The 20,776-nt window shown below is 61.7% G+C and carries 15 protein-coding genes and 1 pseudogene; 3 read left to right on the top strand and 13 right to left on the bottom strand.

From position 1 onward, the window contains the following. Positions 1-32: 32 nt before the first annotated feature. The 7 genes from GL300_RS24355 to GL300_RS24325 form a co-directional block, all read right to left on the bottom strand. Positions 33-1,235, bottom strand: coding sequence for a serine hydrolase domain-containing protein (locus GL300_RS24355; protein WP_155042274.1), 1,203 nt, complete (start codon positions 1,233-1,235; stop codon positions 33-35). Between the two features lie 235 nt (positions 1,236-1,470). Beyond that, on the bottom strand, positions 1,471-2,070 hold the full coding sequence (locus GL300_RS24350; RefSeq protein ID WP_246195410.1) for an ankyrin repeat domain-containing protein: 600 nt from the start codon (positions 2,068-2,070) through the stop codon (positions 1,471-1,473). 79 nt (positions 2,071-2,149) lie between these two features. Continuing rightward, complete coding sequence (locus tag GL300_RS24345; RefSeq protein WP_155042272.1) at positions 2,150-2,635, bottom strand: GlcG/HbpS family heme-binding protein; 486 nt, start codon at positions 2,633-2,635, stop codon at positions 2,150-2,152. A gap of 95 nt (positions 2,636-2,730) precedes the next feature. Continuing rightward, positions 2,731-3,312 (bottom strand): response regulator transcription factor, encoded by a 582-nt coding sequence (locus GL300_RS24340; protein ID WP_155042271.1) that lies wholly within the window; start codon positions 3,310-3,312, stop codon positions 2,731-2,733. Beyond that, positions 3,309-4,796 (bottom strand): sensor histidine kinase, encoded by a 1,488-nt coding sequence (locus tag GL300_RS24335; protein ID WP_155042270.1) that lies wholly within the window; start codon positions 4,794-4,796, stop codon positions 3,309-3,311. Before GL300_RS24335 ends, GL300_RS24340 begins: the two co-directional genes overlap by 4 nt. 179 nt (positions 4,797-4,975) lie before the next feature. After that, positions 4,976-6,805 carry an SLC13 family permease gene (locus tag GL300_RS24330; RefSeq protein WP_155042269.1) on the bottom strand — a complete coding sequence of 610 codons (1,830 nt, stop codon included), beginning with the start codon at positions 6,803-6,805 and terminating at the stop codon, positions 4,976-4,978. Positions 6,806-8,331: 1,526 nt separating this feature from the next. After that, a complete protein-coding gene (locus tag GL300_RS24325; RefSeq protein ID WP_211595390.1) occupies positions 8,332-9,753 on the bottom strand; it encodes a PAS domain S-box protein in 1,422 nt (473 codons plus the stop codon). A 175-nt stretch (positions 9,754-9,928) separates the two neighbouring features. Here GL300_RS24325 and ku (GL300_RS24320) point away from each other — a divergent pair, with 175 nt between their 5' ends. Further along, on the top strand, positions 9,929-10,732 hold the full coding sequence (gene ku, locus GL300_RS24320; RefSeq protein WP_155042267.1) for a non-homologous end joining protein Ku: 804 nt from the start codon (positions 9,929-9,931) through the stop codon (positions 10,730-10,732). Here the strand turns inward: ku (GL300_RS24320) and ligD are convergent, their stop codons facing one another. Together ligD and ku (GL300_RS24310) are read right to left on the bottom strand one after the other, a co-directional pair. Then, positions 10,733-13,222 (bottom strand): DNA ligase D, encoded by a 2,490-nt coding sequence (gene ligD, locus GL300_RS24315; protein ID WP_155042266.1) that lies wholly within the window; start codon positions 13,220-13,222, stop codon positions 10,733-10,735. It abuts the gene before it with no gap. A gap of 3 nt (positions 13,223-13,225) precedes the next feature. Beyond that, entirely contained in the window at positions 13,226-14,035 is an 810-nt protein-coding gene (ku, locus tag GL300_RS24310; RefSeq protein WP_343043202.1) for a non-homologous end joining protein Ku, read from the bottom strand. A 570-nt stretch (positions 14,036-14,605) separates the two neighbouring features. Between ku (GL300_RS24310) and GL300_RS27565 the strand changes: the two are divergent. Next, positions 14,606-15,393, top strand: a pseudogene (locus GL300_RS27565) (transposase); the annotation flags it as partial. A 228-nt stretch (positions 15,394-15,621) separates the two neighbouring features. On the opposite strand, the gene GL300_RS24300 reads toward GL300_RS27565, so the two are convergent. The 4 genes from GL300_RS24300 to GL300_RS24285 all read right to left on the bottom strand — a co-directional run bounded on the left by GL300_RS24300 (position 15,622) and on the right by GL300_RS24285 (position 19,858). Next, entirely contained in the window at positions 15,622-16,470 is an 849-nt protein-coding gene (locus GL300_RS24300; RefSeq protein WP_155042264.1) for a VOC family protein, read from the bottom strand. Between the two features lie 96 nt (positions 16,471-16,566). Further along, the gene (locus GL300_RS24295; RefSeq protein ID WP_343043201.1) at positions 16,567-17,277 is read right to left on the bottom strand and encodes a sulfite exporter TauE/SafE family protein; all 711 of its coding nucleotides are present in this window, start codon (positions 17,275-17,277) and stop codon (positions 16,567-16,569) included. Next, entirely contained in the window at positions 17,274-18,671 is a 1,398-nt protein-coding gene (locus GL300_RS24290; RefSeq protein WP_155042263.1) for an amidohydrolase family protein, read from the bottom strand. Before GL300_RS24290 ends, GL300_RS24295 begins: the two co-directional genes overlap by 4 nt. Then, positions 18,671-19,858 (bottom strand): uracil-xanthine permease family protein, encoded by a 1,188-nt coding sequence (locus tag GL300_RS24285; RefSeq protein WP_246195406.1) that lies wholly within the window; start codon positions 19,856-19,858, stop codon positions 18,671-18,673. Before GL300_RS24285 ends, GL300_RS24290 begins: the two co-directional genes overlap by 1 nt. 63 nt (positions 19,859-19,921) lie before the next feature. On the opposite strand from GL300_RS24285, the gene GL300_RS24280 reads away from it, so the two are divergent. Then, complete coding sequence (locus GL300_RS24280; protein ID WP_246195404.1) at positions 19,922-20,602, top strand: type 1 periplasmic-binding domain-containing protein; 681 nt, start codon at positions 19,922-19,924, stop codon at positions 20,600-20,602. Positions 20,603-20,776: the final 174 nt, after the last annotated feature.

Raw genomic sequence — 20,776 nt, 5'->3', positions numbered from 1 at the left:
GCGAGGTGACAGCGGATCGGTGTCACCAGTTACTACTGTTCCTTGAGTGCGGCATGGATCGCTGAGGCGGCTTCGTGCAGTTTGCTCACTTCGTCATTGGGCTGACTGTTGGTCTGGACCGTCACCAGAACATTGTCAGCCTTGAACCAGACGTAAAGCGTCCGGTAGCCCAGCGTCGTCCCCTGATAGAACCAGCCCTGCCCCTCCGGAAGCAGCCCCTGCACGAGTCCAAGCGCAAAGCCCTGCGGGTCTTCCGGGCTGATATCCGAAATCGGTTCGCCCGTCTTGGTCGACACCATCTGCAGCCACTCGGCTTGCTGTTTCGGCGGTACCACGCGCCCCTCGAAGACGGCGCGCATCCAGCGCGATACGTCCCGCGCATTGGACACCGCTCCACCTGCCGCCTGCATCCAAGACGTACTGTCCTCGCGGATATCGCGCCCGATAAGCGGTTGATTCCAGGACTGCTTGCAATCGGGTGGCTGGTACTCTGCGCAGGCGGTGTTTTCGAAATACCCATGCGCCAGCCGCCCGACAACCTCCGGAGGATAGGTCCCCGAACTGTAAAAGGTCGAATGCAGACCGTGCGCCTTGATGATCAGTTCCTGCACGAGATCGGGATAAGGCGTGCCTGTCGCCTTGGCCGCGATCATCCCCGCAAGAATGTAGTTGGTGTTCGAGTAGTGATAACCGGTCGTGACCGGCAAATCGTCTGTCCCGGTCGGATAGGCCACCTGCACCAGTTCTTCGGCGGTCAGGTTACGCTTCGGCTCCTCGACCCATGCGCGCGCGATGAACTCGGTCTCGGAATAGTTCGGGATGCCGCTGGTCATGTTCAGAAGGCGACGGATGTTCACGTCGCCCCAGGTCGGGTACTGAGGCAGCCATTTGGCGATGGTGTCATCAAGCGATAACAGCCCCTGTGCCTCAAGCTTGAGGATTATCGCGGCAGCAAAGGACTTGGACGTGCTGCCCATGCCAAACAGCGTGTCCTGGTCGACAGGCGGGTCATCGGACGCGCGGCCGGTGGTGCCGGCAAATGCCTCGATCGCCGGACCCGCAGGCCCGAGACTGACATAGGCGGCAATCCCGGTGACGCCTTCCACCTCGGTCCGTTGCTGCAGCCAGGTTTCGATAGCTGTCTGAACACGCGCGGCCTGCGCTGTCGGCTCTTGTCCAAGGGCCGGAGCGCTCAAGGCTATTGCGGTAAGGGCGACAAGAACAGCTCGGTACATGGCAGCCTCATGGGTTGAGGCAGGGTACCGTTTGCCGGCGCAGTTGGGAAGGACTCGGATGTTTGGAGCCTTTTGCGGACGTTCACAACGGTCCCGCCATTACAGCAAAACGCTGCACGGTGTCGCGCGACCGGGGCGCCTATAATGGTTTGAACTTCGCGCAGGACAGCGTCCCGTGGGGTTCGGTCTGTCTGCCGATCCGGAGAGCGGCAGCAGCAGCGAGAAGAAAGGATTGTCACCGGCCCGCTAGCATCGCTGCGATCCGGTCAAATCCGCGCGCCCTTGCGTGATCGATTGCGGTCCTGCCGTCGAAATCGCGAATGCTCGGATCGGCACCGGCGGCAAGCAGGGACCGGATGATGCGCTCCGCGGTCGGGCCACCATCGGTCAGGATCACGGCCTCCAGCAATGCCGTCCAGCCCAGATTGTTGACGTGATCGACATCGACCCCTGCGGCAATCAGCATGTCGACGGCCTCGGGGTGGCCTTTCTCGGCCGCGGGGATTAGCGCCGTGCCTCCGAAGCGGTTGGTGCTGTGCAGGTCGGCGCCGTTGGCAAGGATCAGGCGCAGGATTTCGACCCGGCCATGTGCCCCTGCAACCAGGTAGGGGCTGTCCTGGATAGCGTCCTTGGCGTTCACGTCGGCACCGGCAGCGATCAGTCGGCGCGCGGCAGCGAGGTCATCGCGCCACACGGCCACCAGAAGCGGGGTCTGGCCCTTTGCATTCCGCTGATCCACCTGATTTCCGGCCTGAATTGCCCGGTCAAGTGCCACGATATCGCCGCGCTCGACCGCGGAGAGGACGCCAGCCTCTGCACCATTGATGCTCATCATCAACACTCCTGCCAGTATCGCGAACCGCATCGCACCCTCCGCCGGTTGCGCCCGTGCGCGGAACGCACGGGCAAAGTGGTTACTTCAGCCGGTCAGCCAGCTTTTCCAATGCGCGCAGCGCACAGGTTTCGTCAAGGTTGCCACCAGGTGCGCCGCCGACACCGATCGCCCCGACGGTTGCATCACCGGCTTTCACCGGAACCCCACCGGCAAGAACAAGGAAGCCGGGAATGTCGACCAGACCCGCCGCGCCCGGGTTTTCCTGTACGGTCTTTGCCATGCCGCTGGTCGGGTTGCGCGATGAAGCCGAGGTGTAGGCCTTTGCCATCGCGGCGTTGGCGGTATGGGCGCCGGCACCTTCGGCGCGCACCAGCGCCAGCAGGATCCCCGAGCGATCCGTGACTGCTGCCGCGACATTGTAGCCGTCAGCTGCGCAGGCCGCCACGGTTTCCTCGGCCAGATCAACGGCAAGTTGTGTGCCAAGGCTGGGCAGCGCGACCGTGTCTTGTGCCACGACAGGCGCGGCAACAAGGGCGAGCGCCACGGCAAGGGCGTAGGATTGCATCGGTAACTCCTGAGCTTGAACGGTTGGTCAGGCCGTAGATACCGGCGTCGGACGCATCCGAGAATTCGCAGGACAACGGAAGGATATCGGTAGTCCTACCGATATGCGCCCAACCAAAGCCGGGTCTGTTCGGCAACGGACGGCGTGCCAAGCTTGGTGGCGATGCTGGCGCGATGGCTGTCGACCGTGCGCAATGAGATGTCGAGCACCGCTGCGATCTGCTTGCTGCCAAGTCCCTTTGCCACGTATCCCAGCACCTCGGCCTCACGGGCCGTCAGTTGGGACAGAAGCGCGCCGGTTTCGACCTGTGCATGCAACTCGGTCAGTTGCGCTTCGCAGGTCGCGATGGCCTCCATCAACACATATTCGTCGACTGGTTTCGTCAGAAAGTCGGTCACCCCGGCACGAAAGGCGCGCCGGCAGGCCTCAACATCGCCATGCCCGGTGATCATGATCGCGGGCCATGAAATCCCCTTCGCGGCCAGTTGCGCCATCAGTTGCAGCCCGCTGGTCATCGGCATCCGAAGATCGAGGATCAGGATACCCGGACGAGATGCGTCCAGATGCGCCATGAGATGTGCAGCATCGGGAAATGTCCTGACCTCCTTGCCATAGGTGGACAGAAGCAGAACCAGCGCCTCACGCACGGCGGCGTCATCATCGACAAGATAGATCATCGCAAACCTTCACAGGGCAAGCGAATGGTGAAAACCGCGCCACCCGCATTCCCGGCCTCAAGACTGCCGTCCATCTTCTCGATCAGCCTTGCGCATAGCGGAAGGCCCAGCCCCATGCCATTGCGCTTGGTGGTGAAGAACGGCTCGAAAACACGTGGCAGCACGTCGGACGAAATGCCGGGGCCGTTGTCGGCCACCGTGATGATTGCGCGATGATCGTCACAAATCGCACGGATGGAAATGCGTGGACTGGATCGCCCCGTCAGGGCATCCGCCGCATTCAGCAGGATGTTGTGGATCACCTGCTGAAAGGCAATGACATCAATCCGCACCGCGCATTCCCCGGCGATGTCTTCTGAGACTTCGATTCCGCGGCGCGCGAGATCCGCTTCGGCCAGACGCAGCGCATCGGAAAGCGCCCTGTCGAGTGGCACGGGCTCAAGGCGCGGTGTTTCTCCCGCGATATAGGCCCGCATCCGATCCAGAATGTCACCGGCACGCCGGGCCTCGCGCACATTGGCATCAAGGGCGCGTTCGAGGATGTCCGGGCGCTTAATCGTGAGCGCGCGTCGCGCCGCCTGGCTTTGAGTAAGCAGGGCAGCCACGGGTTGTGCCAGCTCATGCGCAATACCCGAAGCCATCTCGCCAAGCGCGTTGACCCTGCCCGCATGGGCGAGCCGGGCCTCCTGTTCGAACAGTGTCGCGCGCAACTCCTCCCTTCGCCGTGCCTGAACAGAGCGGACGAAGACGAGGCCAAGCCAGGTCGCGATGCCCAGCAGCAACAGGACAGGCAGGATCACGCGCGCCGGCAGCAGCTCGGCCACGCTAAACCCCCGCGCGACCTCGATCCGCATCGGCTGGCTCGGGCTTGTTACCGCAGTGGAGCGTGTCGCGGTCACCAGCGCGGGGCCGTTGGCCGGCTGCTCGATCAGCAACGCGTCCGCCAGCCACAGACGGTAGGAATAGCCGGTCGGAAATGTGTCATCCGCCACCAACCCATCTGCGTCGATGTCCATGCGGATCATGACCCCCGGCGCGACCAGCTTATAGATCGCATAGCGCGCCCCGGCCGGATCGCTGCGGAATGCGGTGCTGCCCGGCGTTTCCAGCACCGGCAGTTCGTCCGAAGGATCGAATGCTGGGCCGGGCGTTTGGCCATATTGATAGGTGACGGGTTGCTTTCCATCGCCCCGGATCGTCGTGATACCGATGATGCGCGGGTAGAAGGCGGTTACCGCGGTGGCCAGCCCCTGCACGCTTTCGGACGGGTCGGCGGGCTCCATACGCACCACAGCTGCAAGCGCGGTAAGATGCGCATCATGTTGGGCAAGCTTTTCGGCCAGACGCGTCTCTGCCTGCGATTCCAGACGCGTCAACTCGGTGCTCCCGCGCCGATACTCGACCGTCGCGACAAGAGCCGCCGCCACCAACGCCGCGGTCAACCAGAACCCGCCAGCAAGAACCGGACCATAGGTACGCGTCATGAATAATCCGTGGCATCAGCTTTGGGGCGGGGAACGCCACCCGTTCAGGAATTGCACATAACGGCTCGCCGAATGCAACGGCGCCCGCCATCGTGCTTCTGTAGCGAAGCAGCCATCGAACACGACATGGCTCCTTCGCTGATCATTGCCGCGACGGGTTCCAGCCGACAACCGCAGGTTCAACCAGGATGGAACGGAAAGATCACCGGCACCAGTCCGACCGCGACGACCAGAACGATGGCGACCAGCGGCAGGCCGATCCGCGTGAAATCCCAGAACCTGTAGCCGCCCGGCCCCATGACCAAGGTGTTGACTGGTGACGACACCGGCGTCAGGAACGCGGCCGATGCCGCCAGCGCCACCGTCATGGCGAAGGGATAGGGCGACGCCCCCATGTCGGTCGCCAGCGTCAACGCGACAGGCCCCATCAGCACCGCCGTCGCCGTATTCGAGATGAACAGGCCCAGAACAACCGTGGTCACAAAGATAACCGCCAGCGCGATGCGAAGGTTGGCATCACCGATCGTCCCCCGCAGCGCCTCGGCCGCAAGCTCGACACCGCCGGTCTTCTCCAACGCCAGTGAAAAGGGCAGCATGCCGACGATCAATACCAGGCTTTGCCAGTGGATCGATCGATAGGCCGAAGGCATATCGACACAGCCGAACAGCCCCATCAGCAGACAGCCGATCAGCGCCGCCAGCACATTCGGGACAACCCCGGTGATCATCATCACCACGACCAGCGTAAGGACCGCGAGGGCGGGAATGGTGCGGAACGGTGCCTTCAGCACCTCGTCCATCTCGCCCGGCAGCGCGAGCACGACCAGATCGTGGCTGTGCCGAGACTGACGGATACGGTCCCACGGCCCGACCGTCAGCAGCACATCGCCGCCGCGCAGCACCGTCTGCGCATCCACATCGCCGACCGGCAGGTTGTCACGGCGCAGGCCGACGATGGCAAGGCCATGAACCGACCGGAACCGCGACTTCGCGATGCTGCTGCCGACAAGCGGCGAGCCGGGTGGCACGATCATCTCGGCCATGCCGATCTCCTGCGCCTGATCGGTGAAATAGGCCCCCGAGATCGGCAAGCGCCGCAGGCCGTGCTGGCGGCAGAACTCCTCAATATCCATGGCCTTGCCGAAGACATCGAGGAACAGCACGTCATCGGCCTGCAACAGGGTATCGGCCTTGGGCAGGATCAGCCTGCGGCCAAAGGGGGTCGACCGCTCGATGCCGAGGATGTTGATGCCCGCCGCGCCCCGCAGATCAAGCTGGTCGAGCCGTTTGCCAACAAGCGTCGACTGCGCCCCAAGGCACAACCTGAACTCCCGCTTCGCCAGACCATATTTGTCGATCCAGTCGGCAAGCCTTGGTCCCCGGTTCGCCGCAGCCGGACCTTTGTCAGCCAGCCAGCGCCGGGCAAACAGCATGTAGCCGATGCCCAGCAGCAGGATCGGCAAGCCGAAGGGCGTGAAGTCGAAGAAACCAAAGCCCTGATAGCCCTCGCGCCGCAGCAAGCTATCGAGCACGAGGTTTGGTGCCGTGGCGACCAGCGTCATCATCCCGCTGATCAGCGCCGCCGCGCTCAGCGGCATCATCAGCCGCCCCGGCGCGGCGCCGATATTCGCCGTGATGCGCAGAACAATGGGGATGAAAATCGCCACCACCCCGGTAGAACTCATGAATGCGCCCATCCCGGCGACCGCAGCCATCAGCAGCACGATCAGCCGCGTGTCCGACGCGCCGGAATGGCGTACGAGAAGGTCGCCAGTGCGTTGCGCGACGCCGCTGCGCACCAGCGCCTCGCCCAACACGAACAGCGCCGCGATCAGGATGATATTGGGATCGCTGAAACCGGCCAGCGCATCTTCAACGCTGATAATCCCGGTCAGCGGCAGCGCCACCAGCGTCAGGATCGCAACCACGTCCATCCGGGGACGATTGGCCGCGAACATTGCTATCGCCGCAGCCAGCAGCGCCAGTACGATTGCCAGATCCGTCGTCATTATCTTGTTTCCCGAACACGTGGCATTGCCGTCTGCCTTGCCGCGTTACGTGATGGCAATCCGCTGCTACACGATGAGGCTAGTCCTGATTTCGGCAAAGAGACCGCCCGGCGTCAAGCCACTCGTCTGCAAAGAGCCGGAGACTGCACCTTTGAGAGTGTGTGGGAACCCCTAGGGCGAACCGGGCGCGCGCTGTTGTTCAGGCACCGTTGTCGATCATTGCTGGCGCAGCAATGGAGGCCTTCTTGGGCGTAAGTCGTCGTGGAGGGCGTTAAGCGAATGGTGCGAGGTCGAGGCTCGGCCTTAGGCACGGAAAGCTCATTCTGTTCACGACGATGTCTTCTGCTCCACAGGACTATAGCTCCGGATGCCAGCCACGTTGACTGTCCTAAGCAAGCTATCGGGTCATAACGTAGTCCGCGAGGACGTCCGAAAGATATGGGTCTATGATTAGCCCCGATTTTTAGACGCTCTTCTTGTCTTACCGTCTGCCGCCGTTCGAATTCGGCGAGCGACGCACCCCGTTTGTCGCATACGTGCGATTAAGGTTGTAGAACAGGTGGCCCGGGATTTTCGGCCAGTTTGCCGCTTCGCTCAGCTCTGGCATGGGTTTCATGTCAGGCGGCGTCTTTCAGGTGCTGTTTGGGGATATCCCGGGCCCAGTAGGCGTCAGTAACACATACGATGAATGCGGGCGTTTTTCATTGCGATAGCTGATTTACGCGCCCATCTTCCTGAAACCGCCTGCTCAGCGGGGCCTGGACGGAAAACTGTCCCCGTTGCTCAGCCACCAACGTCGTCGCCATTGTCCACGAACCAATGGCGAAAATTGCTTACCCTCTCTTAGGATATCATGCTCCTCGACGACACGCGCCAGTCGTGCTTCAGCAGCCGGATCTCGCATTCTCCTCGGTGTCGCCTGACGCCGCTTTCGCGAGCTTGCGCTTCCAGGCACAGAGTGAGTGCTGCTCACCCCGAGCCGGGCCGATACCTCCTTGACCGGACGCTGATCTGCGCCGCCGCGGTCCGCTTGAAATTGCCGGTGAAATTGCCTGTGCCACCATGGTCTTTTTGCCTAAAATTTAGAGAAGAAAGCGTCCACGAAATACCGGGCTATTCAAAGGTCGGTTTCTCGTGGATCTCGCGCATGAGCGGAATATCCACATCTCTGGCACCAGATCTGTGGCACGGATGCGCGTCCTATACAGTTGGGATTCATTCCTGCTCCGGCGGAAACACCCATTCGATCGCTGGCTCGAAAGCCGCACGATGCTGAAGGCAAGTGATAGGCAGGGGTCCTGGCATTCAGATGAGCACCAGACCCGCTTCTGACCAGCCCCTATCCCGAACTTCCGAGTGCGGTCTTTCATTTGTAGTATAGCCACCACTTAACGACACCAATACAATAGCTTGGAGGCCATAAGAGGCCAAACAACCAACATCGAAAGCTCTGAAAAGCCCGTCCCTTTAAGGAAGCCATATCCAAATTTAGTCATGTCGTTGCCGCAAAGAGAGTGCGAGATTCGTCAGTCCCAACTGGCGTCAATCGGGGCGCGGATTCGACAGATCACGCCCGTCGGCTGATAGTCTAGCTCGACCTCGCCGTTCAGTTCGGCAGCCAGAACATCCTTGATCAGCATCGATCCAAAGCCAGTGCCGGTCGGTTGGTTGACAGCAGGCCCACCCGTTTCTTGCCAGATGAGTTGGAAATCCGCCCTGTTCGGACAATAGGTCCAGTCGATCGAAATGCTGCCCGTCGGCACGGACAGCGCGCCGTATTTCGCCGCATTGGTCGCCAGTTCGTGCAAGGCCATCGACAAGGTGACCACCGCGCGCGGTGGCAGATGCAGATCGGGACCGTCGATGTTAAAGCGCTCGTTCCCGAATGCGGAAACAACCCCGTTCACGACCGAGGTCAATGTCGCGCCCTCCCAGCTTTGCATGGTCAGCAGGTCATGGGCCCGGGCCAAGGCGCGCAAACGATCCGAAAATCCCCTGAACCTCTCGGGCTCAGCCGAACCGAAGCTTTGGCTCGCGATGGCCTGCACGGTCGCGAGGACGTTCTTGACGCGGTGCTTGAGTTCACCCATCAGAACCCGCTGCAGCCGCTCGGCCTTTTTCCGACCGCCAATGTCGCGCGCAATCTTCGATGCCCCGACGATCCGGCCATTCCGGTCATGGATTGCCGACACGGACAGCGACACGTCGATCAATGTGCCGTTCTTGTGCAGACGCTGGGTCTCATGCGTGTCAATCCGGATCCCGTTCATGATTTGCGCCATGATCAGGTTTTCCTCTTCCGGACGATCCGGCGGCACAAGCAGGGTCACCGGCCGACCCATTACTTCATGCTCGGCATAGCCGTAAAGCGCCTCGGCACCCCGGTTCCAGGCGGTGATCCTTTGATCCAGATCCATCCCCAAAATCGCATCGGTCGAGGATGAGACGATCGCAGACAGGCGCCGTTCTGCATTCAGGGCAGCGACACGCTCGGTGGTCTCGGCGACGATGCACAGGACGGCGTGGATCTGGCCGTTTTCGTCCTGGATCGGCGAATAGGAAATATCGAAATAAACTGTCTCGACATAGCCGTGCCGGTTGATCTGGAACGGTCGATCCTGCGCCGAGACGGTCCTTCCAGACGTTCTCACCTGCTTCAGCAACGGTTCCAGATCCGACCACAGCTCGGTCCAATGCTCGCGCGCGGGGCGACCCAGCGCGGTCGGGTGCTTGTTGCCGATGGTCGGGGCATAGGCATCGTTGTAAAGCGCGACGTAATCCTCGCCGGCAAAGATGACGATCTGGGCATGCGCCGGTAACGCAAGATCAACGGCCGCCCTCAGGCAGGCAGGCCATTCGTGCATCGGTCCCAGCGCACAGCTTGGCCAATCGAGAGCCGCAATCAACCGCGCCATCTCGCTCGGGTTCAGATCCAGTGCTGCAGCCATACGCATCCTCCCGCTCACTTTAGCGAGAGCATACAACGCATTTTAACGCAAAATCAGAAGATTATTCGGATCGATTTGGCCACGTCATGATCGACGCTCAGGTCGCGGGTCGGGACCGGCTGGAACCTCTGCTTTTGCGCCACGTTGACTCACGCCCCTACCAAACGAGCCCTACATGGCACCGCGTCCATTCTGGAAAGGCTATCTGAAGCTGTCGCTGGTCACCTGCCCGGTCGCGATGATGCCTGCCACGAGCGAGGCCGATAAGCTGCGCTTCCACACCCTGAACGCGCAGACCGGAAACCGCGTCATCAGCCGCTATGTCGATGCCGTCAGCGGCAAGCCGGTTCGCGACAAGGACGAGGCCAAAGGCTATGCACGGGGCGAGGACGATTATGTGCTGCTTGAAGATGACGAGTTGGACAGCATCGCGCTGGACAGCGCCCGCACGATCGACATCGACATGTTCGTGCCCGCGGGCAGCATCGGTTGGATCTGGTATGACAAGCCGCATTACCTGATCCCCGACGACCGGATCGGGGCCGAGGCCTTCTCGGTCATCCGCGAGGCCATGGCGAAATCGGATATGGTCGGGATATCGCGGCTGGTGCTCTATCGGCGCGAACGCGCGGTGTTGCTGGTGCCGCGCGGGAAGGGAATCGTCTTGTGGACCCTGCGCTATGGCGATGAGGTCCGCCCCGAGGGCGATTATTTCGGCGGCCTGGACACGGCTGACGGCGATCCGGCGGCACTGAGGCTGGTGACGCGGCTGATCAAGGATCGGACCCGACCCTGGTCGCCCGAAATGGCCCACGACCCGGTTCAGGACCGGCTTCTGGACATCATCGCGGCCAAGAAAAAGGGCCGAAGCAAGCCCAAGACGACAAAGGCCCCAGCCGAGAAGCCCGGCAATGTCGTCAACATCATGGACGCCTTGAAGAAAAGTCTGGCGGCAGAGACGCGCGGCAAGAAATCCTGATTACCGCTTTGACACCCTCAACGGCACAGCCGCAGCCCTGAAACCATCCCATGGGTCCGGGCCAAGCGCGGCCAGCCGGGTTGGCAGCGTTTTCACGGTGAAATGGTCTGGGCCGATCTTGGGACCGAGTTCTTCCCACGCGACCGGCGTCGATACGGCAGCACCGGGCCGGGCGCGGGTGGAATAGGCCGCAACCGCCGTCGCGCCGCGCTGGTTGCGCAGATAGTCGATCAGGATGCGGCCCTTGCGCTTGGCCTTGGCAATGGTCGAGACATAGCGGTCGGGCGTATCGCGCGCCATCGCGTCGGCCATGGCCTTGGTGAAGGCCTTGACCTCAGGCCAGGTCGCATGGGGTTTCAGGGGTGCCACGACATGCAACCCCTTGCCGCCCGAGGTCTTGACGAAGGCTGTCAGTCCCGCATCGGTCAGCCGCTGGCGGACCTCGCGCGCGGCATCGATAATCTGGTCCCAACCGACACCTTCGCCGGGGTCCAGATCCATGGTGATCATGTCGGGCCGCTCCCAGTCCTGCAGGCTCGCGCCCCATGGATGAATTTCCAGTGCGGCAGACTGGACCAGCGCCATAAGCCCGTCCAGATCGTGGATGCTCAGCAGCGGGTCCTTGGGGTCCTTGGGATCGCTGACCATCACGATCCGGGGATTGATGCCTTTCCACGCGTGTTTCTGAAAGAATTTCGGGCCGGTGATCCCTTCCGGGCAGCGCAAAAGCGCCAGCGGGCGGTCGATCACGAAGGGGGCGATATGCCGCCAGACCGCGGCATAATAGTCCGCCAGCATTTCCTTGGTCACACCTTCCTCGGGCCAATACAGGCGGTCGGGATGCGTCAAGGTCACTTTCCTCTTGGTGGGTATGGGCTTTGCCGGGGCCGCAACCTCACGGGTGATTTCGGCTGCGGGCTTGTCCTCGCGCAAGCCCCGGAACGCGGCATGTCGCAGATGTCCGTCGGCGGTCCATGCACGGAACTCGACCTCGGCCACCAGTTCCGGGCGGACGAACCGGACGTTGGCGGCCTGCTGCGCGGTCAGGCGGTCGGCAAAGGGGCTGTCGGGCATCTGCATCCCCTCCAGCCGCGCGAAAAGATCCGTAGCCACGCGATTGCTGAACCCCGTCCCGACCCGCCCCACATGGTGCAGCCCGCCCGCGTCATGGACACCCAGCACCAGTGAGCCGATCGCCCCCGGCGTCGCAGCTGATGGAGTGAATCCGCCAATCACGAATTCCTGCCGCGCCGAGCATTTCGACTTGATCCAGCCCTTGTCGCGCCCCGAGCGATAGGGTCCGTCGCGCAGCTTGGACAGGATGCCCTCAAGTCCGATCCGGCAGGCATGGCGCAGCACCATCGCGCCGCTTTCGTCGAAATGGCTGCTGTAGCGCAAAGGTTCGGGGGCTTCGGTCAGGATCTGCTCCAGCAGCGCCTTGCGTTCAACCAGAGCCAGATGACGCAGGTCGAACCCGTCCAGATGCATCAGGTCAAAGACGTAGAAGCGGAACCGGTCCGCGCGGCCCTCGGCAAGATCCGCCTGCAAGGCCGAGAAATCCGAGGCGCCAGCATCGGTTTCCACGACCAACTCGCCGTCAAGGATCGCTTCTTGCAGGGGCAAGGCCTGCAAGGCATCGGCGATGCGCTTGCCGAATTTCGCCGTCCAGTCGAGTCCGCTGCGGGTCAGCAGCCGGACCTGTCCATTGTCGATCCGCGCCTGCAGCCGATAGCCGTCAAACTTGATTTCATGCAGCCAGCGCCCGCCGGTAGGGGCGGAACTGGCCAGCATGGCCAGCATGGGCGCGATGAAGTCGGGAAGCGGCGCTTTCTTTGCCCCCTTCAGCCCACTCGGGTCCAAGGCTGCGGGATCGGTTTCCTCGGGTTTGGGGATCGCAGGCTTGCGCCGGGACTTCGTCGGGGCCGCTTGGCTCGCGACCTCGGGAATGTCGCGCCCGGATTTTACCGAAAGCGGCTGCTCGGTCAGAATATCAGGCGCGCTCTTGGGCCGGGCGAATGCATCATCGGCCTTGATCAGCAGCCAGTTTTCACGCTTGTCGCGAGGTTTTTCCTGCATCCGCACCAGATGCCAGCGCCCGTGAAGCTTGTCCCCCTCCAGTTCGAATTCCAGATGGCCTTTGGCGTAACCCTTGGCCGCATCGCCGATGGGGGACCATCGTCCGCGATCCCAGATGATGACGGTGCCACCACCATAATCGCCCTTGGGGATGGTCCCCTCGAAATCGCCGTAGTCCAGCGGGTGATCCTCGACATGGACAGCCAGCCGCTTTTCCCCGGCGACGAGGCTGGGACCGCGGGTCACCGCCCAGCTTTTCAGAACACCGTCCATTTCCAGCCGCAGGTCGTAATGCAGCCGGGTCGCAGCGTGCTTCTGAATGACGAAGCTGTTGCCGCGCTTGCGGCTGCGACGGCCCCGCGGCTCGGGCGTGGTCTTGAAATCCCGCATCTGCCGATAGGCTTGCAGTGGCATGATCTAGCCCGATTTCCGACGCGTAGGGGTCTTCCTGGCCGGCAGTTTCGCGCTTTCGCGCAAGGCAGCCAGCAGGTCGACGACCTTCCCCGGCCGTGCCTTGGGTGCAGCGGCAATCTTGCGACCATCCAGCTTGGCCTTGACCAGTTCGGCAAGGGCGTTTTCATAGCGGTCATCGAAGCCAGAGATATCGAATTTGCCCGTCTTTGTCTTGATGATGTGCTGAGCCAGATCCAGCATCTCGCCTTCGATCTTATGCTCGGGGATATTCTTGAACGCCTCTTCGGCCGAGCGCACCTCATAGTCGAAATTCAGCGTGGTCGCGATCATCCCCGGCCCATGGGCGCGGATCAGAATATTCCGCATCCGCCGGAACAGCACGGTCTGCGCGATCGCAGCCACATTTTGCTGCTTCAACCCCTCGCGGATCAAAGAGAAGGCGTCGGCAGCCAAGCTTTCGGCCGGTGTCAGGTAATAGGGTTTGTCGAAATAGATCTCGTCAATCCCATCGCAGGCGATGAAAGCCGAGACGTTCAGCACCTTGTCACTGTCAGGAATTGCAGCGGCGATTTCCTCGGGTTCAAGCATGACATGCTCGCCACCGTTGATTTCATAGCCTTTGACCTGATTGTCCCTGTCCACAGGCTTGCCGGTATCGCTGTCGACGAACTCGCGTCGCACGCGATGCCCCGTCGCCCGGTTGATCGTGTGAAAGGCAATCCGCTCCGAGATCGAGGCAGCCGTGTAAAGCGCGACGGCGCAGGTCACCTCGGCGACCTTCAGCGTGCCTTTCCAGTTTGCTCTGGGTGCCACCTGCACCTCCTGCGCGCCATACCGCAAGACAACGCGACGACGATGCAAGACGGTTCCGTCACATTCGTTTCGGAAACATGCCGCAGCAATTACGGCTTGATGCAGCCCAGTTCGGGCTGATCGGGCGAAGGAAAGACTTCGAAAGATCAAATTACTGTCTGGGGAACGGCTTTCCCTGATAACGGAACGCTAGGCTTAACTCTATCACCGACGCCAAGGAATGCCCGCTTCGGCTCTTCATGTCCGACCGGACCGGTTAGCAACAACACCGCGTCTTCGCTGAGCGGGCTGCCGAAGGCGGACTCTGGGTCCTATGCAGACTGGTTGCGGGAGCGGCCGGATCAAGATCTTGCTCGGTCGCTTGAAGGATCGGTGAAGGATCGCCACCGCTACGACCGATGCCCAATCGTTTGCATGTCCGCCATCGCTCTCTCTGCCACCATCATGTTCTGGCTCTGAAACTCATTGAGATACGGTAACGGGTGCAGCGTCGCGCGCCACCGTTACCGCTTGCCGGACATTCACGTTGAGACAGCCTTCCCATACCGCACTCGGATGGAGGATTATGGGATGCGACGGTTCGTCGGAATGGACGTATTGCTGGCGAAGACCGCGGTCTGTGTGCTCAGCGAAAATGGAAGGCCCATCAGGGAAGCCGAGGTTGCCAGCCGGCCGGAGCCGCTGGTCGCTTTTCCGCGCGCTCTTGAGGGCGACCATCGTTGCTATCGGGCTCGATTCTGGCCCTCTGTCGCAATGGTCGCATCGCGAAAGAACGACTTTTGGCTTCGAAGCCGTGCTGATGGAGACGCGTCAGATGAAAGGGATCTTGAAGGCTATACCCATCAAAACCGATCTGCGCGATGCTGAGTGCCCGCAAGGTCATCCAGCAGAACATGACCGCGCTAGAAATGCCGCTGCGGGGACTGTTGCGGAACTTCGGTCTCAAGGTCAGTACGATCTCGCGCGGCAAGTTTGAGCATCGCATTCGCGAACTTACTGATGGAAACGCCATGTTGCAGGTCGCGACGGTGCCAATGCTGCGAGCAAAGTCGTTCCAGCGCCAAGAACTCGCGGGGCGGGAACGGCTGGTTCGGCAGATGGCTCACATGGATCCGATCTGTCTGCGCCTGAAGGCCATACCCGGAATCGGGGCAGTCGTTGCGCCAACCTACCGATCGGCGACGGGTAACCCTGCCCGCTTCACGTCTTCCAAGGCTGTCAGACCGTGGATCGGCCTTACATCATCGCGAAGCCAATCGGGAGAGCGTGATGTCTCTGGCGAGTTAACGAAGGCCGGTGACGTGAACCTGCGAAGAGCCCTGACCGCGACAGCGATGCTGAACCGAGCGCGTTCGAGTTGACTGAGTCAGCAGGGTGCGATCGGACGATAACTGGAAACGCTCGGAACTCATTCCGTGGGATCGATCGTATTGCGTGAAAATCCTTGACCGAGCCAAACTCGGCACCGAAGCATGGAGCCTAACGACTAGAACGAAAGTCGACGCGCTAAGGCCGCGCACAAAACGTGGCGGGGATCACCGGTGCCGGCCTTCCCCCTGAGGTTTCGCGGCTTGTTCGGGACCAGTTCAGGATACGAACTCCGGCCCATCGACTTCGAATTCGATGGCGACGCCGAAGCCGGCTTCGGAATCAATCGAGATACGATCAGACCGCATTTCGAAAGGGATATGCTCGGCCTGCAAGCACTCGGCAAGGCCGCCAAGTTCGGGCACGCCGACGCTGAACGACGTGAGGCCTCGTGGCCCTGCGCATGTCACGCGATCCAACCGACCGCCGTTGAGAAGTGGGAAGCAGCGCCCGCCGTTCAGCGGCTCTGCGCCGGTAAACGAAGACAGGAAGTCGGTATGCGACCCGGTCTCGCCCTCGTTCAGCGTGACCGAACGGACATTCGACGCCCCGTTGGCATGGATCTGGAATGATGGGTTCCAGAAGGCCTCGGGGTAATGCTGCTGGCAGGTAAAGAAGGACACCTCGGGCAGGTCCGGAGCCATGGAGAATGCCAGCGTAAAGGCGACACGGGCTTCGCTGCCATCCGGCCTGCGGCCCTTGCGCTCAAAGAAGAAGGGCTCATAGTCGCCAATTCTCGCGCGCGCGAAATGCGCCGCATCGGCCTCGGCATCCGCACTGTCGAGGACGAACATCGCCAGCCCCTGTCTATTTTCCAGGTAATCCCGGACGAAGGCGCCAAAGCTGAAATGCCGGTTCGCGTGTGGCGGGATCAGGGCTCGATCCTCGCCCACGGTAATCAATTCGAGGAATGATGAACGAAACTGGACGATCCTGTTCTCGGTCCCCCAAGGATGACGGTTACGCGCGCCCACCTGAAAGCCCAGCCTTTCATAGAATGCACCTGCCGCATCAAGATCCTGAACGGCAAGGACGAGGTGATCGATCCGGCGCTTCGAAATGGTCATCTTCTGTGCTTCCATGAATTCCGGGACAAAATGCAAATCACCAGTCCGACTGGCAAGCTCCTATCCCAAGGCGGAGGAGAGGCGAAGGCGGCCGCGTTATCCCTTCAGGATCAGCGCCGCTCCGCTGACGATTGAAAAGATCAGAACCGCCATACGCAGCGCCGGTCCATTGATGCGTGAATGGGTATGCCGCGACAATAAGCTGCCAATCAGCACCGCCGGCATCAAGGACAGCGCGGCCATCAGCTGGGTCTGTCCGACCTTGCCTGCGACGATCAACACGGCAAGGGATATCAGTTCTCCGACCAGAAAACAGGTTGCCACAGTCGACCGCAGGACCGGTCCGGGCGCGTGTTGATAAAGCAAAGCCAGCGGGGGGCCGCCGATCCCGGTTGCGGTTTCGGTGACGCCCGTGAACAGGCCGACGCCCAGTGATGCTGTGGGTCTTGGGGCGAAGGGGGGTGACAGTAACGCCACGCCCGCAGCAAGAATGGTGAGCAGCCCTACCGCGATTTCAAGCTGACGCACCGAAAGCGCGATCAACACCGCCATGCCAAGAAACGTGCCGAAGAACCTGCCAAAGGTGATCCAGCCGGCACCACGGAGGTCGATGGAGGCCCGTTCGCGCCAGGCGACAAGGAAGTTCAGCGGCAGCATCAGGATCAGCAATGTGACCGGCAGATAGCTGGCGTCGAAGAAGCCGAAAATCGGGGCCATGATCAGCGCGAAACCAATACCGACTGCGCCCTGAACAAAGGCTGATCCACCTGCCAGAAGCGACAGGGCTAGAAAATTGCTGATGGTCACGAGGCCCTCACTGCGATCACGCTATCGGCGGTGGGATGGATGCGATGAATCGGCGCGGCAGCGATGGCGGGGCCGGCAAGTTCGCGGATTTCGCCCAGCAAGGCGCGGGCATCCCAACCGACAGGCCAGCCCCGAACCATGCGCAACCGGCCGTTGGTAAAGACGGCGTCGATCTGGTCGCGATTGCCGTAGCGCACCAGCTCCCAGCACAGATCGTGCGAAGGGGTGAATTTGGGCCGATCCAGATCGACAAGAAGAAAATCCGCCGCCAGACCCTCGGCAATGCGGCCGGTCACTGCGGTCAGCCCGCTGGCATCTGCGGCCATGCGCGTCGCCGCGTCCAGCCACAGCCATCCTCCTCCGCAGGAACTGTCGCCAGAGGCCAGACCGTAGTTGCTGCGCTGAAGGGTCTCAGCCGCATCCATCAGCCGGAAGCCATCGGCGCGTGTGCCATCGGTACCCAGACCAAAACGAATACCAAGCGCCTGCATCTGCAAGGCGGGTGCGACCGCATTGCCCTTCCAAACCGAAGCAATCGGGTTATAGGCCACGGCGGTTCCCGTATCGCGCAGCAGGTTCAGCTCGGACGGCGTGACAAGCGTAGAATGTGCGATCAATGTCTGTGGTCCAAGGGCGCCGATACGGGCCAGATGTTCCAACGGACGGCAGCCATTGGCAATCAGCGAGCGCTCGACCGCGACCAGATGCTCATTGACATGGGTCTGAAAGGTGACGTCCGCTGCGGCAGCCATGGCCGAGATGTCGCGAAGCATCCCGTCGCTGGCAACCTCGGGGATCGAAACAGCCAGTGACGCGCGGATCAGTGGATCCCCCTGATAGGCGGCCAGATGAGCCTCGGCGAGGCGCAGGATCTCGGCCCGCTCAGGGACGACGACGGCTCCGCCCAGATCATTGCAGATCTGGGCCACCACTAGCCAAAGCCCTGTCTCGCGCGCGGCCAGAACAAGCTGGTCGATATGGCCAGCTGATCGCGTGCCTGCATCGACAGCGGTGGTAAATCCGCCGCGCAGCCATTCCAGCGCCGCCAACTTGGACGAGAGATAGACCATACGCTCATTCAGGCTGCTTTCGAGCGGAACCCAGATGCGGCGAAATATCTCGGAGGGTTCGCCAAACACCAGCGACTTGCCCAGCGACTGGGTCAGATGCGTGTGCGTGTCGATGAAGCCCGGCATCATCAGGTGTTCGGGCAACGCCACCACCGGAAAATCGGGATGGCGGGCGCGTAGCGCCGCTGCCGCGCCGATCTCGGCAAAGCGACCGCCGCGCAGCAGCACCGCCATGCCGGACCGTGGGCCGTCATCCAGCAACAGACGCCCCGGGGCAACGATAAGGTTTTCGGTTTGCGCAAAACTCTGGCGCAGATCGCTCATCAGGCGTGTTCCTTGAAATTGACCGCGCTTGGCGCGCTGAACTGAAAGACCGCATTGACCAGGGCTGCCGTGATCGTGCCCATGGCCAAGCCATTGCCCAGGATCATCTGCGACCATTGCGGAAACTGGCTGTAGATGCCGGGCACCAGGATCGGCATCAGACCCATCGCAAGACCCGAGGCCAGAGTGAACATCGCGCCATGTTCACGCAGATCGACACGGCTGAGGACATGGATGCCGATGACCCCGATGATCGAAAAGACGATAACGGCGGTGCCTCCGACGACCGGACCGGGCAGGACGCTCGCCAGCCGGGACACCGGGGCGATCAGCGCAATGATGACCAGAATGATGCCAGCCATCGCGGTGACATAGCGCGACCTGACGCCGGTGGCGCGAACGATGCCTACATTCTCGCCCGAGGTGATGATCAGCGACGTGCCGAACAGGCCGCCAACGATCGACATAAGCGCATCGCCGCGAATGGTGCTTGGCACAATCGGATGGACATCGCCCTTTCGCTCGACGATCTCGGCCGTGGCAATGGTTTGGCCAGTCGCCTCGGCCATCGAAATGATCGAGAAGATGATCAGTGGCAGCGATGCGATGATATCGAATTTCGGCATCCCGAAGGGAAACAGCTGCGGCACGGCGATCAGCGGCCCCTGCATGACGCCGGAAAGGTCGAACCTGCCAAGCGCAGCCGCCAACAAGGTGCCCGCGACCAGTTCCAGCATGACCGAAATGCGCTGCATCGTACCCGTGAACACGCGCGAAAAGATCACCGTCAGCGCAATGGTCGCCAGCGCCAGTCCGATGTTCACCGGGTCGGCGAAATTCTCGCTGCCCGGCTTGCCGGTGATGGTCCCGCCGTAAATCTTAACCAGGTTCACCGCGACCAGCAGCAGCATGGTTCCGACCACGATTGGCGGAAAGAACCGCAGCAAGCGCCGGAAGACGGGCAACGCGATGAAATAAAACATCCCGGTCAGCAGCACCGCACCGACAGCGGTCTGCACATCGGTCTGGCTGGCGATGGCCAAAAATATCGCGATCGGAGCCCCGCCCGGCACCATGATGAAGGGCAATCTTGCACCAAGGCCCGCAGGCCCTTTAGCGGCCGTCGTCACGTAGACCCGGAAACGCGCAAGACCATCCATGCTCTGGCCGAGCAGATCGGTTATCATCCCAGCAGTACGGCGCGGGCGCTGCGCAGCGGCAGAACCGGAACGATTGCGCTGGCCTCTTCGATGCCCTTCGAGGTCGCCGCAGGCCCGTCCCGGCTGGGTTTCCTGATGGAGATTGCCGCCTCTGCGGCCATGTCGGCCTTGACGCGCGACCTTGCGCTCTGCCTGATCCCACCGCATCCCTCGGCGCAAAGCTATGGCACGGCGGATTTCGACGGGGTGATCCTGATCGAGCCGATGCGCGACGACCCACTCGTCGCTCATTTCGAGCAGCGCAAGACGCCCATCGTCTCTATTGGCTCGGTTCCGGGACGCCCAGACATCCCGGCGGTCGATCTACAATCCTTCGATACCGCCACGCTCCTCTTGACCCATCTGGCACAGACCGGCTGCCGTCAGATTGCTGCGTTGGTCGGCGCATCCTCCCGAACCAGCCAGATCGAAAGCGTCTTGGCCTACGACGCCTTCGTTACTAACCATGGTGGTGCCGTCACCCTGCTCCGTCTCGACGAGGCACAGGGTGAAGACATCGCCTATCACGAGACATTGCGCCTGCTTCGGGACAACCGTGACATTGACGGTATCTTTGCGGCAATCGACGCGTTCGCCACCGGTGCCGTCCGGGCGGCGCTCGCAGAGGATGCGATCCATCTGCTGCTGGATCGCATCGAAGGCAAGAGCCGCGTTGTTCACGCGCAATTGCCAGACCTGATTATTCGACAGTCATCGGTGGCGGTAGCGTAGTTTCGCGCATAGACCAGACTTCGATACAGTTACGCGTGTCTGCGGAGCGTGCTCTGCCCCCTCGAAACTGGACCGTTTGAAGCTAGAGTTTTCGGCTAACCTTCCCCGGCTGGGACAGGAACTGAAAACGATGAAGGCATCGAAGTTCACGGAAGCGCAGAAGGCGTTCATTCT

Source organism: Paracoccus litorisediminis (assembly GCF_009711205.1).
GTDB lineage: Bacteria > Pseudomonadota > Alphaproteobacteria > Rhodobacterales > Rhodobacteraceae > Paracoccus > Paracoccus litorisediminis.
The sequence above is the reverse complement of the archived record's forward strand: the minus strand, read 5'-3'. Positions and strand labels throughout refer to the sequence as shown.

Coding starts and splice junctions, on each gene's coding strand:
- GL300_RS24285 (WP_246195406.1), bottom strand. CDS start 19,858: ATGATAACCGATCTGCTCGGCCAGAGCATGGATGGTCTTGCGCGTTTC.
- GL300_RS24325 (WP_211595390.1), bottom strand. CDS start 9,753: ATGGCTGCAGCACTGGATCTGAACCCGAGCGAGATGGCGCGGTTGATT.
- GL300_RS24280 (WP_246195404.1), top strand. CDS start 19,922: ATGCCCTTCGAGGTCGCCGCAGGCCCGTCCCGGCTGGGTTTCCTGATG.
- ku (WP_155042267.1), top strand. CDS start 9,929: ATGGCACCGCGTCCATTCTGGAAAGGCTATCTGAAGCTGTCGCTGGTC.
- GL300_RS24340 (WP_155042271.1), bottom strand. CDS start 3,312: ATGATCTATCTTGTCGATGATGACGCCGCCGTGCGTGAGGCGCTGGTT.
- GL300_RS24330 (WP_155042269.1), bottom strand. CDS start 6,805: ATGACGACGGATCTGGCAATCGTACTGGCGCTGCTGGCTGCGGCGATA.
- ligD (WP_155042266.1), bottom strand. CDS start 13,222: ATGCCACTGCAAGCCTATCGGCAGATGCGGGATTTCAAGACCACGCCC.
- GL300_RS24350 (WP_246195410.1), bottom strand. CDS start 2,070: ATGATGAGCATCAATGGTGCAGAGGCTGGCGTCCTCTCCGCGGTCGAG.
- GL300_RS24300 (WP_155042264.1), bottom strand. CDS start 16,470: ATGACCATTTCGAAGCGCCGGATCGATCACCTCGTCCTTGCCGTTCAG.
- GL300_RS24335 (WP_155042270.1), bottom strand. CDS start 4,796: ATGACGCGTACCTATGGTCCGGTTCTTGCTGGCGGGTTCTGGTTGACC.
- GL300_RS24355 (WP_155042274.1), bottom strand. CDS start 1,235: ATGTACCGAGCTGTTCTTGTCGCCCTTACCGCAATAGCCTTGAGCGCT.
- GL300_RS24345 (WP_155042272.1), bottom strand. CDS start 2,635: ATGCAATCCTACGCCCTTGCCGTGGCGCTCGCCCTTGTTGCCGCGCCT.
- GL300_RS24290 (WP_155042263.1), bottom strand. CDS start 18,671: ATGAGCGATCTGCGCCAGAGTTTTGCGCAAACCGAAAACCTTATCGTT.